Genomic DNA, 16,274 nt, shown 5'->3' on the forward strand with positions numbered 1-16,274 from the left:
CGACGCCAGCTGGGCGTCACAGGTGGGGGCAAACGGTGTACCTGGGGCAACAGGGATGGCGGGCAGCAGGACCTGCTGACCATCCTGGAGTCGTATGGCGCCACCGCGATAAGCTCCGTACCTTCGTGAGCCCGTCCGACGACCCGCACGACAGCCACTGCTCCATAGAAGAGACCGCCGCGATGGCGGTGCGTGCGAAGAATGCCGGGATGCATGTGGTGATCAACTACATCTTCGACGACACCTGGAACTCCCGTCGGCAGGCAAGTAACGCCGGCTGCCTGAGCCTCGATGACGGACAGGCAGATGCGCGAGGCCATGGCCGAGTACGTCTACCGCTCCATGAACGTTCTCAAGCACTACGGTCAGCCCGACAGGGGTGGCGATCGGGTGCCTCTACGGCAAGCCCGGTGGTGCACGTCGAGTATGGCGGCCTGTCGGGCAAGCCGGCACGGGTGCGCGACTCGTTGAGCGCCTTCATTACCGGGCGCAGGACTTCGGCGGGCTGGCACCTTCTTCTGGGGGCGTCGAGGCTATGCACCGTTCAGGGTGGCTGCAACAGTTGCGCCTGGGATCCCACCACGCTTCGCCCCGCCGCCGCTTTTGCCGGCATGCGGTGTCCCGCCATCTCCTCTTGACGTGTTCCGGCGGCGCATCCATGCCGCTGTGACAAGTCTTGACGGTCATGTAGCGCCGCCGTAGCGTCTGCGTGCACTGGCCGTGAACGCTCACGGTCCGCATGTCAAGGTTGCCCGAGAGGGCGCCGGATGAAAGCGCGCGGAGAAGAGGCAATGTCGCGTGATGGCAGCATCATGCGTCGATGGCGCGGAGAAGAGGCGACCGCTGTGGGCAGCAGAGGAAAGCGGAGCCACGGCGGGCTCCCTGGTTGCCGACGTCCTGGGTGACTGGCGGGAAGGAATGTTCCTGGCAACACCCGACAGCTCCGCTATGCGGATCTACGCCGGCAGCGAGCTGACCGACCATAGGTGTACACGATCATGCATGACCCGCAGTGCCAGGCTGAGCTGGCGCGCCAGCAGACCACCTAAGGGGCTGTTTCGCAATCCCTGGCAGGCGCACGGCGGCGGCTACGGCACCTCACCGCGTTGTCAGAACGCCCGATTACATCCAGTATGCGGATGCCCCTCCGCCTTGCGATGCACAGCGTATGACGCCGCGCGCCGTCCACCAGTAACTACGGGACAGCCCATAGAACCAGCTTTCCTGCACCGGCTTCTACCTCGCCTCCGACATGGACTGGGCGCAGGTCCCGATCCGCGGTCGCCCTGCTGAGCAGAAGCCACCGCCGGGCGAATGATCGTCAACCGGCGTGTCCCCGATGGGGGAGACACGTATTTCCAGGACCGAAAACCACGGGAGCTTCTTGATGACCTATCAGGTCGAGCGGGGTGAGTGCTCGCCCGCCAAGTTGTATGTCGGAGCCAACTACCATCCGCATGATTCGGATCCACGGCAGTGGGAACGCGACATCCGCCTGATGAAGGAGGCCGGCCTCACCGTCGTGCGCCTCGGCCACCTGGCTTGGGACAGTTTCGAGCCCACGGATGGTCAATTCGAGTTCACCTGGTTCGACCAGGTCATGGACTTGATGCACGACGCGGGAATTGAGGTGATTCTCGACATCGCCGTCCGGCCGGCCCCGATCTGGCTCCACCGGAAGTGCCCGAGCATCAGCATCACGGACTCGAGCGGCAATCGTCTGTACCCCAACACTCGCTACATGGTGGATGTCGGCGACCCCGCGTTCCGCGAACACGCGCTCCGCTTCGCCGACACACTGACCCGTCACTACGCCGACCACCCGGCTCTGCTTGCCTTCGGCGTCGACAACGAGCCGGGTGACGGACCCTACTCGTACTCGGAGACGGTTCGCTCGCGCTTCGCCTCCTGGCTGCGAGGGCGGTACTCGACCGTCGACAAGCTCAACCATGCCTGGGCAGGCCAACGGTGGTCCCGTCGTATCGGCGATTTCGACGAAGTCGGACTGCCGGTATCAGGCAAGGTCGAGGGCGCCCCGGAACGTCTGTTGGACTTCCGGCGCTTCGTCTCCAGTGAAATAAACGAGTTCCTGCTCTCCGTCGTCAGCCGCGTCGAGGAGAACGCGCCCGCCGTGCACCGCACCGGAAACTCCTGGTACTACACGGAGGCTGGGCGCTACTTCGACTACGCGGAGATCGCCTACTCAGGAAGGATGAACCGCGACGGCATGGGGTTCTACCCGGGGCCGTCGCTCGTCGATAACAAAGGTCTCCACGAAGCCCTACTTGGGATCGCCCGGATTCGCTTCGAGGCCGACACCCCTTTCTGGTGCACAGAGTTCACGACCATGACCGCGGCCCCCGGCTCGGTGCGGAAGTCCGCTTACGCATCGCTGATCATGGGCAACCAGATGGTCTGCGGCTGGACCTGGCAGTCGATGCACGGGGGAGAAGAGCAATACCTGCAGGGGATGGTGGACTGGGACGGCGTACCCAACCGGAAGTACGACGAGTACCGACAACTTGCCGAGGAGTTCGCCAGGATCCAGGACTGCGGTTTCCCGTACCGGTCACGGGCCGAGATCGGACTCGCCTTCTCCTTTCCGAGCCAGCTTGCGAGCGCCTCCCTGCCGGAGAAGCACGACGTCCAGCTCCAGACATGCTTCGATGCGGTCCTCGAGCGGAATCTCGACCAGCGCGTGGTCGATGTGAGCCGTAGCAGTCTGGAATACCAGATCCTCGTCCTCCCGGGCGTCGCACTCATGGACGAGGAATCGGCAGCGCGCATCCGGCGCTTCGTCGCCGACGGCGGAACGGCCGTCATGACCTCCTACTCAGCTTTCGTCAATGTGACCGGACAGGTCTTCGACACCACCAGGCCGGGCCACCTCGACGACGTGTTCGGCATCAGGCTCGGGTCCTACCAGGAGCCACATGTGCTCAACGAGCTGACTGGCGGAAAGCTGAGGGGCGAGGAGCTGGACATCGTCTACGGGGACAGGCGCCTTCGCGTCGAGGCCCCGCGCATCGACGAGATCCACCCCCGTACGGCACGCGTAGCAGCCTCCGCAGTCGGACTCGACCGCGACTACCCGGTGGTCACGGTCAACTCTTACGGGAAGGGCCGCGCCATCTATGTCGGCACGCCGGCGCGGCGCGCGCTCATCGATATCGTCCTCGAATCCGAGATCGACCTGAGGGGTATCCGCCCCGACCTCATGGTGCCGCAGGGTGTCCTGGCGCGAGCCATCGACGCTTCGCACCTGCTGTACGTGAACCTAGGCGGCGAAAGTAAGGCGATCACCACCCCCGGGCCGTCCCGCAGCGTGTTGCACGACCATGCCTATGGCGAAGACGGCTTCACGCTCGCTCCGTTCGACTCCGATCTCATCGAGCTCGTCCAGCCGGCAGCACCTGCAACAAGCTGACAATTCAATTCGCCGGCGAAACGACCCTCCGGACGTACCAGCGAGGTGTTGGAGACCATGTGCGACTTCGTTCGCCATGCTGCTGCGACCCTTGCCGGACCGTTCACCCCCGAGCGGAGCCCCCAGTCCCGGCCGAGCGCTGCTGTGCACCCTTCAGCCGCAACGGCCGAAGCAGACACCCGACACCGTCCACGACTGGGCAGTTCAACGCCACGCGTGTGGGCGAGTTTGACCGCACAGGGTGCGGGTCGTGCAGCAGCACGCCCCCACGAACAGCCCGTACCCCACCATCCCTCCACGACTGCAAGGAACCCGAATCATGCGACACAACAGGACTCAGCACCGGAGTCGGCGTAGGACCCGTTCGATCACGGCGGCGAGTGCCACGGTACTGGCTGTCGTGGCGGCGACCGCGGCGGTGCAGAGCAACGCCTTCGGCACAGAAGAGGAGCCAACTGCCGTGTCGCAGTCGCCGACCGAGGCGCAGGCACAGGATTGCGGTGCGGGCACGTTCCAGGCCCAGGTCGCGAAGGCGGGGGACACATGGAAGGCCCGTCACGGCGACACGGTCCTCTACACGGGCGACGACATGTTCGCTGCCATGAACGCCGGCCTGGACAGCCTGACGCCGAACCGCACGACCAAAGAGCGCTTGGTTGTTCTGGGATCCGGGACGATCAGCGCATCGGAGCGGCTCAAGCTGCCCAGCTACACCGTCCTGGACGTCTGCGGCACCATCAATGCGACCGGCGCCGTCGCGACCGATACCGGGCCCATCTTCTCAAGGGACACGACCGACGTCGAGGTGCAGCATGCCAAGATCACCGGCGCCCCGATGTATGGGATGTTCTTCCGCAGCGTCAGCAACCTCACCTTGGGGCAGATCGACATGCGCTTGAGCGGTGGCCTGGGCATCCGGATCGACAACGGCAGCAAGACCACCCCCGCGACCAACACCCGGATCGACGACGTCTATGTCTCGGGCGCCAGCTCCCACGCGGTCGAAACCGCCGGCTTGGACGGCGTCACCATCGGCACGGTGACAGCCCGCGACGTGGGTGAAGCCGGTCTGCTACTGAACACCACCACGCATGCAGAGGTGGGGACGGTGGACGCCCAGAACGTTGGCACCGGAACCGGATACGCAGCCTTCCGGATGGCCAATCGGAACGGCCGGATCGGTGACGGCTACGAAAACAACATCCACGTCAATCAGGTGATCGCTCGGGGAGGCGGGCGCGGCATCTTCTGTGTCTCCGAGAGCGGGGGAGCGGTGATTGACCGTGTCGACATCGCTGACACCGGTAACAACGCGATTCTGGTGGAGAACTGCTACAACGTCACCATCGCGGCGGAGGGCGGCACCGTTTCCGGGGCCGGAGGCATCCGGATTGCGGCGCGGGACGAATTCGCGAACACCAGCGATGTCACGCTGGAGAACCTGACCGTGACGGACTCATTCATCAAGGAAAGCCCGTGTGCTGAGAACACCGTCATCAAGAATGTCGAGTTGGTGAACACCACGAAGGACGTCTGCTGATCCCTCACACGATCCAGTGCCGCGGGCCCCGGCCGCCCGGGGCCCGCGGCACTGGATCGTGTGAGGGCGATTCATGAGTCTTTGCGTGTCCCCGCTGTCACTTGGTGGTGCGGGGGCGATGGCTTCGAGCGTGCGGTTGGCCTGCAGTCAGGGATAAGCGGCTGCCCGCTGGACCGTCACCGGCCGGTCCCTGCGCGCGGGGGCCCCTCCCGTCTGCGCCGAGGGGCACCCGCAGGAACTGGCAGAGAGTGTCAGGGGTGTACCTGGAGACGGATGGTGTCGTACATGACACCGGCCATGGGCTGCATCCAATTGTCGGTCGTGGGTGCTTCTGCCGGTGCCGCGGGGGCAAGAGCCAGGACGTTTTCGCCACGGTGGATGAGGTTGGCGGGGAAGCTGATGGTCTGGAGCCGACGGTGCATGCCGCGGACGGCCAGTCGGTAGCTGCAGGCATCGCGGTTCACACCGGGGACGGGATCGAACGAGGCGATTGCTGTGCCATTGAGCGTCACAGCGAGTGTGCCGAAGACGGCCCCGGTCAGATGGATGTCGAGATAGCCGGTTCCGCGGCGGTAGCCGTTGGAGTCGAAGCGAATCTTCCAGGTTTCGAGGGAGCTGTCGCCTGTTGTGCCGCGCCACGCCAGCTGGGTGGGAGTCCCCGGCGTCCTGACGGCGGGGTGGAAGTAGTTCCAATCGGTTGCCGGGTCGTCGACGCCGACCTTGAAGTCGACCCCCGCGGGGAAGTCGTAGGGGTACTCCAGCCACGTCAGGGTGTCGCTGTAGCCGTGCTTGCCGCCGGAGATGTGGAATTCCTGGGCGGAGCGGTTGGGGGTGCCTATCTGCCAGAGCGTGGTGCCGTGGCTCGTGGGGGCCCAGACATGGGTGCCCGTGCTGACTGTTGAGGACGCAGGCACCTTGATGCCAGGGCGGCGGTATTCGCCGAGAACGCCATCGGAGAAGGCAGCGAGTGTGTACGTGCCGGGCCGGACGGCGGGGATGGTGAATCGGCCGTCCCTGCCGATCTTCGCAGAGTAGACATATCCGTGCCCGTTGTGCTGCCAGTCGTTGCCGTCGAGCGTGGCGCTCTGCCATTCGCGGTCGGGTTCGGGCTGGTAGAGCAGCGCCCAGCCGTTGTCGGCGGGGCCGTGGGACGAGATCACGAGCTGGCCGCTCACGGTGGAGCGCGTGGTCGCTGCGTAAGTGGGATCGGTAATCCACCGGTAGGGCCAGGACTTCTGCTCCTGTGCAGCAGCTTGCTTGGCGTCCTCCCAGAGAGTGGCGACGTTGGTCCTCTCGTCGCCGGCCGAGACTTCTCCGACGTGCAGGTAGGAGGGGCCGTAGACCTTTTCCCAGCCCTTGGGCGGCTGAACGTCAATGCCGTAGTGGCTCGAGACCGGGTGCCAGAGCAGGATCATGCCCTTGTAATAGTCGTGGGTGGTCAGCTCCTGCCGCGTCGGGCCGCCGAACCAGTCCTTGTTGGCCTGGATGAGGGAGAGACCCACCCGGCCGTTGGACATCATGAAGACATTGCTGTCTCCTTCGAGGTTCGACTTGTTCTGGTACTTGGAGTAGATGGAACCGTCCGGCAGGGCGTAGACCGAGTCCTGGAGGGTGACCCCGTTCTCCAGCTCTTCCGCGGTCGGGCGCTGCTGGACCCCGCGGTCGTCGTCGACGACGAACCAGCGGAACGCCGGGTCGTCGGCGGAGTATGCGTATCGCAACTGCCCCAACGAGAGGTCGTCGGGCATGGTCTCGGGGTACTTGATGATCCAGTAGTTGTACAGACCCGATCGCCCGCGCTCGAGGACCAGACGGATGTCGAGGTAGAAGCCAAGCAGCGCGGGGTCGTTGTCGAGCATGGAGATCTCGACTCGCTCGGCCGTTTCAGTGATGACGCTGTAGGCGGCGTTCTTCAGGCCGACGGCGCCTGGCGCTCCGGAGTAGTTGATGGTGGTGTAACCGTGGCCGCTGCGGCCGCCCGGGAGCAGGTTGGTGTCGCTGTTGCCGTGGCTGCTGGCGAGGAGACGGAGGTCGGTGATTTCGGCGGTGGCCTTGACGACGGTGAACTGGATGATGCCGTTGGCGAGTGTGGCGGTGGTGCCGTTGTCGACGAGCGTCACGCTGGGCCCGTCTGAGGAGCTTGCCGGGGTGGAGGCGAACGCGGTGGCCGCAGGGAAAGAGAGGGCTGCTGTTCCAGCGGCTGCGCCTATGAGACCAAGCGCGCTGCGGCGGGTGAGAGGGCTGGGCATGGTTGTTTCCCTTCGAACTTCGTTATTGCCTGAGAGGTGGGACTCGGCTCGACAGCCCGACGGGGCACATGAGCCGGCTCGTGCCAGGCCGGCCGACTGCGTGCAGGGCGGCACGCCTGTCGACCAAGTGACTGAGGAGAAGGGGCAGCGAATGCTCCGCTGCCCGGGCATGTCCGTTCAGCCAACGCTCGATTGGCTGCTTGCCGGGCAGAGCAGCCACCCCTGCCGTCGAGTTCGGCGAGCACCGCCTGCCGGTCGGCCGCCGCGAGTGCCTGGGCGACTGCGGGCGCTCAGGGAAGGGCACCCAGGGAAGGGCCCTCATTCCTCACCCTCGTGCACGATGCACCGGACACCCGGGGGAGAGTGTGCGGGCGGTCCTCAGCCCATGTGAAGGTGGCGGACGCTGTGATGCCGTGGTGAGCGAGAAGACAGGGATGTAGAGGTGGGCGAGGAGGTTGCGCCGGGAGGAAGGTGCGCGGAACGAGGCTCGGCCAGATGCCTAGGATGCGGCCACTACTCGTAGTGCAGCCGGCCCTTGCCGATGCTCAACCGGCCTCATGCCGACTGCGCCAACTGCTGTCGAGCTGGATGATCCGGTTCTGCCGCGGACGCGATTTCCACAGAAGTCGATGCTTACCTGTCCAGACCCTGCTCGGCGTTCTCCACGACCTTGTCCGCGCCGGCGGACACGCTTGTCTTGCCGAAGATCACGTCGTCGTAGACCCGCTGGAAGTCGGACTTGAGCGCAGCGCTACCGCTGGGCCAGAACCAGGAATCCGACGGCATGAGCCGGTCGGCCACCTTCGTCTGGAAGTCGCATGTCTGCTTGTCAGGACCGGTTGCCTGAGCACATACAGCGTTCTTGTTGTCGGAGTTGGGCGGTGTGCCGCGGGTCGTCCCCAGGATCTTGCTGGCCTCGGCGTCGTTGACAAGGAAATTCAGCAGAAGTGCGGCGGCTTCCTTGTGAGAGGACTGCTTGCTGACCCCGTAGTACACCGGCGGCAGCGCAGGCATGCCGGACGCGGTTGTGCTGTCGCTCGGCAGAGGCGCGAGTCCGAGCTCGCCACCCTGGTAGCTGGAGACGTAGCTGGACACCCCGGAGTCGTAGGAGGTCTCCGAGGCCGATTCCTTGGCGATCAGAGGGGAGTTCTGAACCGAGCCATCTGACTTGGTGGTGACCTCGGCGGAGGTGATGCCCTTCTTCTGGCGCAAGGACCCCAGCATGTTCCAGTACTTGGCGAGGTCGTCCTTGGTGAAGCCAAGCTCCGTGCTGCTGGTGTAGAGGGCCTTGCCCTGCTGGTGAAGCCATGTCTCGAACAAGTCTGCCGACCAGCCGAAGTCCGACGCCCCCGCCTGGCCGGTCTTGGTGTGGACCTTGGTCATGTCAGCGGCGAACTGCTTCCACGTCCAGCCGTCTTCGGGGATACTCACGCCGGCCTTGGCAAAGATGTCCTTGTCGTAGACGAAGAGCTCGGTCGTGAGCCCGGCGGGCATCGCGTACTGCTTGCCGTCGGCCTTGCCACCGGCAAGGAGGCTGGCGGGGATCTTCTCGGTCTTGAGTGACTTGCCGACGTAGGGCGTCAGGTCGGCAAGCTGGCGCTTTTGCTGGTACTCGCCGAAAGTGGGGCGGTCCAACTGCAGCAGGTCCGGCGCGGCACCGCCGGCGATCTGCGTGGTCAGCTTCTGTACGTAGGCGGGGTATCCGCTGAACTCGGTCTGGACCTTGATGTTCGGGTGTTCCTTCTCGAACATGGCCACCACCTTCTTGGTGGCTGCCGCTCGGTCCTCGTTGCCCCACCAGACGAAGCGGATGGTCTGTTTGGAGTCACTGCTGACGTCGTCCGACGACGACGAACACGCGGTGAGCGTTCCCGCCAGGGTGAAGGCGGCTACGACAAGCACGCTCCAACGGCCCCGACTGGGGGTGCGACCTCTCATGGGAGTCCCTTTTGCTTTCGACAGTAGTCTGCTTCGGTCGGTAGGAGTGACTCGCTCGGCTGAGGTACGAGTTCTCCTCGATCCGTGATCGCTCACGTGAACGCTCACGGAGGATCGGCGGAGACGTTACGTCCGTGGGTCTGCAGCGTCAATAGTTTGTTCAGAGCTGTGAGTTGGCGCGGCTGCGTCCTTCGGCAAGGGCTCAGGTCCGGCTGACCGAGGCAGGCGGACCTGGACGCTTCGGTGATGTGCTGAGCATGCGCAGATCGTGGTGTGGACAGGGCTCATCGCGGGCGCAACGCCGCCGCGATCTGAAGGGGGGCCCGTGTCAGGGGCCCCGGTTTGCCACAGTCGCAGAACTCTCCTCCGACGGGGCCTGATCAGGCATGAACCCTCAATGAGGGGCGGCGGTGCATGTGGCCGACGTTGGGTTCGCTCCCGCGGGCTGTCAGCTTTGCCACCAGGTCATTGCGGAACCGACGGTGGTGACGGTGCCCCTCTGGGGTCGAGGATGCCGCCCTACAGCAGGTGTCTCGCCTGTGAGTTCGGCGAGGCACGGTTCCTCGGAGGAGGCAGCCGTCTGAAACGCTGAAGAAGTCCTGGTCGCCGATGAGGCGGCGGCCAGGAGAGCGGGCGGGGCGGACCCATGCGGGCAGCTGAACCGGGGCTGATCGGCGGCCGGGGAGCCTACCGGTCGTGCATGTGCGCCAAGGACTCGTGCCTCGTCGGTCAGTATCGGCGGAGAGTTGCGCAGCCCGGCAGCCCGGCAGCCCGGCAGCCGGCGGATCGGGTGGAATCAGGCGGATTCGCGCCACAGGGGTCGTGGAGTGACCGTGCGGACGATCGACTCGTGCGGCCCGGCATCATGCTTCTTGATGAGCGTGTCGACGATGTCCGCTGCTGCTTTTGCCACGGCGAGTCGGTCGATGGACAGCGTGGACAGTGAGGGCGTGGTGACGCTGCCGAGCGAGAGTCCGTCGATGCCCACGATGCGTACGTCGGCGGGGATGGAAACGCCAAGCGTGTGGGCGCTGTGGACGGCTCCCATTGCCATGAGGTCGTTGAACACGAGCACTGCGTCGAGCCCGGGGGAGGAATTCCACAACCGCTTGAAGCCGTCGGCCCCGCCGCGCATCGACTCCTCGGCCACGACGATCGAGGGGAGGGACTCGGGTCCCGCAAGCTTCTCGTACGCGCGTCGGCGCTGTGTGGGCTCATACGGGCTGGGGCCCGTTGCGGCGTCGGATTCGATGAGGCCGAAGCGGGAGGCGCCGCGATTCCTGAGCTCTGTCAGTAGCTCTTCGAGCCCTTGCTCGAAGTCGAGGTCGACCGAGTGCAGCCCGGGCACGGCGGCTGTTCGCTCGAACATCACCACAGGGACCCCCCGGGCGGCGGCTGCCAGGGAGGCCTGGTCAGGGGCGACGAAGTAGCCGAATATGGCATCCACCTGCCCGGCCAGCGTGGAGATCAGTTCGAGATCGGTGCCCTGCTCGCGCGAGCACACGACCACTTGCCAGCCGCGAGCCGTGGCGACGTCCAGAACCTCTGCGGCCAGCTCCGTGTAGTACGGATTGCGGAAAGAAGCGATCACGAGTCCGATCGCGTGGCTCCTCTGGCGTGAGGCAAGGTTGCTGGCGAACCGGCTCGGGCGATACCCGAGTGCTTCCGCCGCTTCCAGTACGCGCTGCCGGGTCTCGGGCCTGATCTCCGCCATGTCGTTCATGGCCCGTGTGACGGTCTGGCGTGAGACCCCAGCCGCCTGGGCTACGTCCTCGATCGTGATCCGCTGTTTGGCCACTGTCTCTCCCCGCTGATGGACGACGTTCATTATGCAGGTGCGCCGTTCGTCAACTCGTCACGCTCGCGTCACCTATTGACGCTGCCGACTCACGGACGTAACGTCTCCGCCAGCCTACCGTGAGCGTTCACGTGAACGTTCACGGGCGCGGGAAGCGGCTCTTGAGACGGTCGAGGGCTTCCTCCGTCCATTCAACCGATACACCGTCGAAAGCAAAAGGGACTCCCATGAGTGGTCGCACCCCCAGTCGGGGCCGTTGGAGCGTGCTTGTCGTAGCCGCCTTCACCCTGGCGGGAACGCTCACCGCGTGTTCGTCGTCGTCGGACGACGTCAGCAGTGACTCCAAACAGACCATCCGCTTCGTCTGGTGGGGCAACGAGGACCGAGCGGCAGCCACCAAGAAGGTGGTGGCCATGTTCGAGAAGGAACACCCGAACATCAAGGTCCAGACCGAGTTCAGCGGATACCCCGCCTACGTACAGAAGCTGACCACGCAGATCGCCGGCGGTGCCGCGCCGGACCTGCTGCAGTTGGACCGCCCCACTTTCGGCGAGTACCAGCAAAAGCGCCAGCTTGCCGACCTGACGCCCTACGTCGGCAAGTCACTCAAGACCGAGAAGATCCCCGCCAGCCTCCTTGCCGGTGGCAAGGCCGACGGCAAGCAGTACGCGATGCCCGCCGGGCTCACGACCGAGCTCTTCGTCTACGACAAGGACATCTTTGCCAAGGCCGGCGTGAGTATCCCCGAAGACGGCTGGACGTGGAAGCAGTTCGCCGCTGACATGACCAAGGTCCACACCAAGACCGGCCAGGCGGGTACCACAGACTTCGGCTGGGCGATCGACTGGTTCGAGAGCTGGCTGCACCAGAACGGTAAGCAGCTCTACACCAGCGACCGCAAGCTCGGCTTCACCGAGGGTGACCTCGAGCAGTACTGGAGCATGCTTGCTTCAATGCGGAAGCAGAAGGCTGTGACTGCTGCTGAGGACACCACGAAGATGGACGGCTCGGCGCAGAACTCGGCGCTCGTGGCGAAGCAGTCCAGCTCCGAGATCGCATACGACTCCAGCGTGACCAGCTACGTGTCGACCTACCAGGGGAAGCTGGGATACGCGCCACTGCCGAGCGACAGCAAGACGGAATCGGGCATGGCTGCCCTGCCTCCCGTCTACTACGGCGTCGCCAAGACGTCGTCCCACAAGGACGCGGCCGCGCTTCTGCTCGACTTCATTCTCAACGATCCCGAAGCGGGCAAGGCGCTCGGGGCCACTCGCGGTACGCCTCCGAACTCCGATGTCGCGAAGACCGTATGCTCCTCGGCCGCCAGTGCCGACAAGGAGGTCTGTGACTTCCAGGCCAAGGTCTCGGACAAGCTCAGCCCCTCCGATACCTGGCTGTGGCCGAGTGGGAGCTCGGCCATCAAGTCCGACTTCCAGCGGATCTACGACGACGTGATCTTCGGAAAGAGCAGCGTTTCCGCGGGCGCGGCGAAGGTTGTCGAGAACGCCAAGCAGTCCCTCGGACAGTAAGACACGCGTTGCCGGCGGTCCGCCGCGACCGCGAGGTGCAGAAAGGATCACGCGATGCCAACCATCGCACGGGCTCGTTCCGTAGGAGAGCGAGCCGAGGCCTCCGCGGCCAAAGTGCCAGCACAACCGCCCCAGCGCCGGCGACAGCGGAGCGGAGCAGCGTATGTCTTCCTCTCGCCATGGCTCATCGGTGCGGCGCTGCTGACCGTCGGCCCCATGCTGGCCTCGCTCTACCTGTCCTTCACCGACTACAACCTCTTCGACACCCCCCGGTGGGTCGGCCTGCGGAACTTCGAGCGCATGTTCACCCAGGATGACCGCTACTGGAACTCCGTTTGGGTCACCGTGAAGTTCGCGCTGATATCGGTGCCGCTCAAACTCGCTGTCGCACTCGGCATCGCGCTGCTCCTCAACAAGCCGCGACGCGGAACAGCGTTCTACCGTTCCGCCTTCTATGCGCCGTCGCTCTTGGGCGCCAGTGTCAGCGTGGCACTCGTCTGGCGTTCCCTGTTCGGATCCAACGGCGCGGTCGACCACTTCCTGGGCATCTTCGGCATCCACGTCGGCAGCCTGGTCGACCAGCCCCGCTACGCGCTGCTCACCGTGATCGCGCTTGCGGTCTGGCAGTTCGGGGCACCGATGGTGATCTTCCTGGCTGGCTTGAAGCAGGTACCCAGTGAGCTCTACGAGGCGGCGGCCCTGGACGGTGCCGGCCCGGCTCGACGCTTCTTTTCGGTCACGTTGCCCATGATCACTCCGGTGCTCCTGTTCAACCTCGTTCTGGAGATCATCCAGGCGTTCCAGTCGTTCACCGGCGCCTTCGTCATCGGTAGCGGACGCGGAGGTCCCAGTGACTCGGCGCTCCTCTACACGCTCTACCTGTACCAGCGCGGCTTCAACAACTTCGAGATGGGCTACGCCTCTGCCATGGCCTGGGTGCTGCTCGTCGTGATCGCCATCATTACCGTCCTGCTGTTCCGCAGCTCGCGGAAGTGGGTCTTCTATGCCGGGGAGGGAACCCGATGAGTGTCCAGACAGCGGCTCCTGCTCCCTCCACCTCAGTCACCAAACCGCGGGGTCCCGCAGCGCGCAGCGCGCTGTGGCACGTGACGGTCATCGTGCTGGTCCTGGCGCTGATGTACCCCGTGCTGTGGCTTGTCTCCAGCTCGTTCAAGCCGGCCAACGAGGTGCTTTCCAACCTCTCGTTGCTCCCCGACCACGGCACCGCCTCCAACTACAGCCAGGTGTTCGACGGCGTAGCCGGCTACAGCGTGTGGCGGTACTTCGGTAACTCGCTGCTGGTCTCCGGGCTTGCCGTTATCGGCAATGTCCTGTCCTGCGCGCTGGCCGGATACGTGTTCGGCCGGCTGCAGTTCCGCGGCCGAGGACCGCTCTTCGCCTTCATGCTCTCCACGATCATGCTGCCGCACCACGTCGTGCTGATCCCGCAGTACATCATCTTCCAGAAGCTCGACATGGTGAACACGTTCTGGCCGCTGGTGCTGCCGAAGTTCTTCGCCACGGATGCCTTCTTTGTCTTCCTGATGGTGCAGTTCGTACGCGGCCTTCCCAAGGAACTGGACGAGAGTGCCACCATCGACGGGTGCGGACCGTTCCGCACCTTCTGGTACGTGATCCTTCCGCTGCTGCGACCGGCCATCATCACGACGTCGATCTTTACGTTCATCTGGACCTGGAACGACTTCTTCAGCCAGCTGATCTACCTGAACGACCCGTCGAAGTTCACGCTGCCGCTCGGCCTGCAGATGTACGTAGACCAGACCAGCCAGTCGGCATTCGGACCGATGTTCGCCATGTCCGTCCTAGCCCTCATTCCCATCGGGCTCTTCTTCATCGCCTTCCAGCGCTTCATCGTCGACGGCGTCTCCACCTCGGGCCTGAAGGGCTGACCATGCAGACGACTGCCCCGCGGGCCGCCGGCCGCGATAGGCGTACCGGCCTGATGCGCCATGTGGAACTGCCCGCCGAGGTCCTGCTCATCGGCGTTCTGGTCAGCATCGCCTCATTGCCCCTGGTGACCTCCCTTGCCGCGGCGGGGGCCGGCGCAACTCTGCTGCGAGAGATGACAGAAACGGAGCGAACTCCAACCCTGCGGCGCTTCGGCGCGCTGATCATCGAGTCCGTGCGGCAGCCGATCGTGGTGCTCGCCCCCATTGCCGCGGTCGCGGTGGCAGGCATGGACCTGCTGGCGCTGGCGGCCGGGTTGCCCGGAGGGCGGCCGATAGGCGTACTGACAGCCCTGGCTCTGGTGTTCGTCGTCCTCGTCGCCATCCGCAGTGCCGCCCAGTGGCGGCCCGGGACGGCGTGGCGAGATGCTCTGGCCAGTGCCATCGAGTCCGTTCAGCGGGACTGGAGGGGCAGCACCATGCTGGTCGGCGCCGTCGTGGTGATCGGGGTCGTGGCGTTCGAGGTGCCGGCGTTCATATTGATCCTCCCCGGCCTTCTCGTGCTGGCCGCAGTTGCTGTGGAAGCGAGGCCGACCTCGTGACCAGGACGATCGTGCTCGCGGGTGCGGCGGGATACGGCGGCACCTACCTGCGTGAGATCGCCGAGCTGGAAGCACGGGGGCGCGTTCGTCTTGTGGGGCTGTGCGATCTGCACCCCTTGGACACGGACACGCACAAGCAGTTCGGTGACCGGCCCTTCGATAGCCGCCTCGATCGCCTTCTCGCCGAGACCAAACCTGACCTGGCCATCGTCGCCACCCCCATCCACACCCACCTGCCCTTGAGCCGGCACGTGCTGAACGCCGGCAGCCACCTGTTGCTGGAGAAGCCGCCCGCCCCGAGTGCCGCCGAATGGCGCGAGGTCCTGACGCTCGCCCGGCACAAGGGCCTGAGCTGCCAGGTCGGCTTCCAGAGCCTCGGCTCCGGGGCCTACGCCCGGCTCGCCAAGCTGATGGCCGCCGGGGAACTCGGGGAGATCCGCGGCATCGGCTGCTACGGCGCGTGGTCACGCGACGCTGCGTACTACCAGCGTGCCGCCTGGGCCGGTCGACGGGAGCTCGACGGTGTCCCCGTCGCGGACGGCGCACTGACCAACCCCTTCGCCCACGCCGTGGCCACAGCTCTGGCCCTGGACCGCAGCACCGGTTGGGACGACGTGGCCGACCTGGACGCGGAACTCCTGCGGGTCCGCGACATTCAGGTCGATGACACCTCATGCCTTCGGCTGAGGACCCGACACAACACGGTGATCACCATTGCGGTCACCCTTGCCGCGCAAACGCCCACGGAACCGGTCGTCGTCGTCCACGGCACCCAGCGCAGAGCAGAGCTGCACTACACGCGCGACCTCCTGGTGCTCGACGGACAGCTCGAGCACCACGGTCGCACCTCCCCGCTGGAGAACCTCCTGGCGCACCTGGACGACGGGGCCCGACTCCAGTGCGACATCGAGGCGTGTGGCGCGTTCACACGAGTCCTCGAGCACATCAATGCCACCCCTGCACCCAGGCTGATCAGCGAACAATGGCTCACGCGCGAAGGTGACGGACCCACGGCCCGGACTCACATCCCTGGCGTGGAGCAAGCGGTTCGTGCGTCGGCCGAGAAACTTGCGACGTTTACGGAGCTCGCCGAGTCATGGGCGCTCTGAACGCAGCCGCACCAAGGGGTCGTGCCACTGCTGCCCGCTGAATCGTGCAGCACAACCGGCACCACGGCGGCCTCGGCTGATAGATCCGGACCGGCTCACCGCCTCACAACGTCGCCTGGCCTGTGAACTCCCACCTCGGCGCTGGTTCTCAGCGCTGTCCTTCACCCAGCAATGA

At 65.2% G+C, this 16,274-nt stretch carries 12 protein-coding genes; 9 read left to right on the forward strand and 3 right to left on the reverse strand.

Translation table 11 applies throughout. The annotated features are described in order from the left end of the window. The first annotated feature begins 125 nt into the window (after nt 1-125). From OG912_RS33345 to OG912_RS33360, 4 genes are all read left to right on the forward strand, one after another. Nucleotides 126-638 (forward strand): hypothetical protein, encoded by a 513-nt coding sequence (locus tag OG912_RS33345; protein ID WP_327712528.1) that lies wholly within the window; start codon nt 126-128, stop codon nt 636-638. Between the two features lie 280 nt (nt 639-918). Then, the gene (locus tag OG912_RS33350) at nt 919-1,293 is read left to right on the forward strand and encodes a hypothetical protein (protein WP_327713604.1); all 375 of its coding nucleotides are present in this window, start codon (nt 919-921) and stop codon (nt 1,291-1,293) included. Nucleotides 1,294-1,387: 94 nt separating this feature from the next. Next, complete coding sequence (locus OG912_RS33355) at nt 1,388-3,427, forward strand: beta-galactosidase (RefSeq protein ID WP_327712529.1); 2,040 nt, start codon at nt 1,388-1,390, stop codon at nt 3,425-3,427. Nucleotides 3,428-3,827: 400 nt separating this feature from the next. Then, nucleotides 3,828-4,967: a right-handed parallel beta-helix repeat-containing protein gene (locus OG912_RS33360; protein ID WP_327712530.1), complete on the forward strand. Its 1,140-nt coding sequence runs from the start codon at nt 3,828-3,830 to the stop codon at nt 4,965-4,967. A gap of 251 nt (nt 4,968-5,218) precedes the next feature. Here OG912_RS33360 and OG912_RS33365 read toward each other — a convergent pair whose 3' ends face one another. From OG912_RS33365 to OG912_RS33375, 3 genes are all read right to left on the reverse strand, one after another. After that, entirely contained in the window at nt 5,219-7,387 is a 2,169-nt protein-coding gene (locus tag OG912_RS33365; RefSeq protein WP_327712531.1) for a polysaccharide lyase family protein, read from the reverse strand. Between the two features lie 462 nt (nt 7,388-7,849). Continuing rightward, nucleotides 7,850-9,118: an ABC transporter substrate-binding protein gene (locus tag OG912_RS33370; RefSeq protein WP_327712532.1), complete on the reverse strand. Its 1,269-nt coding sequence runs from the start codon at nt 9,116-9,118 to the stop codon at nt 7,850-7,852. A gap of 832 nt (nt 9,119-9,950) precedes the next feature. After that, nucleotides 9,951-10,952: a LacI family DNA-binding transcriptional regulator gene (locus tag OG912_RS33375; RefSeq protein ID WP_327712533.1), complete on the reverse strand. Its 1,002-nt coding sequence runs from the start codon at nt 10,950-10,952 to the stop codon at nt 9,951-9,953. A gap of 263 nt (nt 10,953-11,215) precedes the next feature. Between OG912_RS33375 and OG912_RS33380 the strand changes: the two genes are divergently transcribed. Genes OG912_RS33380 through OG912_RS33400 form a run of 5 tightly spaced genes read left to right on the forward strand, consistent with a single transcriptional unit; the run spans nt 11,216 to nt 16,099 of the window. After that, nucleotides 11,216-12,481 (forward strand): ABC transporter substrate-binding protein, encoded by a 1,266-nt coding sequence (locus tag OG912_RS33380; RefSeq protein ID WP_327712534.1) that lies wholly within the window; start codon nt 11,216-11,218, stop codon nt 12,479-12,481. A gap of 54 nt (nt 12,482-12,535) precedes the next feature. Continuing rightward, a complete protein-coding gene (locus OG912_RS33385; protein ID WP_327712535.1) occupies nt 12,536-13,507 on the forward strand; it encodes a carbohydrate ABC transporter permease in 972 nt (323 codons plus the stop codon). Then, the gene (locus OG912_RS33390) at nt 13,504-14,391 is read left to right on the forward strand and encodes a carbohydrate ABC transporter permease (RefSeq protein WP_327712536.1); all 888 of its coding nucleotides are present in this window, start codon (nt 13,504-13,506) and stop codon (nt 14,389-14,391) included. The genes OG912_RS33385 and OG912_RS33390 overlap by 4 nt, the downstream gene beginning before the upstream one ends. Before the next feature lie 2 nt (nt 14,392-14,393). Next, nucleotides 14,394-14,990 carry a hypothetical protein gene (locus OG912_RS33395; protein ID WP_327712537.1) on the forward strand — a complete coding sequence of 199 codons (597 nt, stop codon included), beginning with the start codon at nt 14,394-14,396 and terminating at the stop codon, nt 14,988-14,990. Then, on the forward strand, nt 14,987-16,099 hold the full coding sequence (locus OG912_RS33400) for a Gfo/Idh/MocA family protein (protein WP_327712538.1): 1,113 nt from the start codon (nt 14,987-14,989) through the stop codon (nt 16,097-16,099). Before OG912_RS33395 ends, OG912_RS33400 begins: the two co-directional genes overlap by 4 nt. Nucleotides 16,100-16,274 lie beyond the last annotated feature (175 nt).

This window comes from Streptomyces sp. NBC_00464 (assembly GCF_036013915.1).
In the GTDB taxonomy this organism is placed as follows: Bacteria; Actinomycetota; Actinomycetes; order Streptomycetales; family Streptomycetaceae; genus Streptomyces.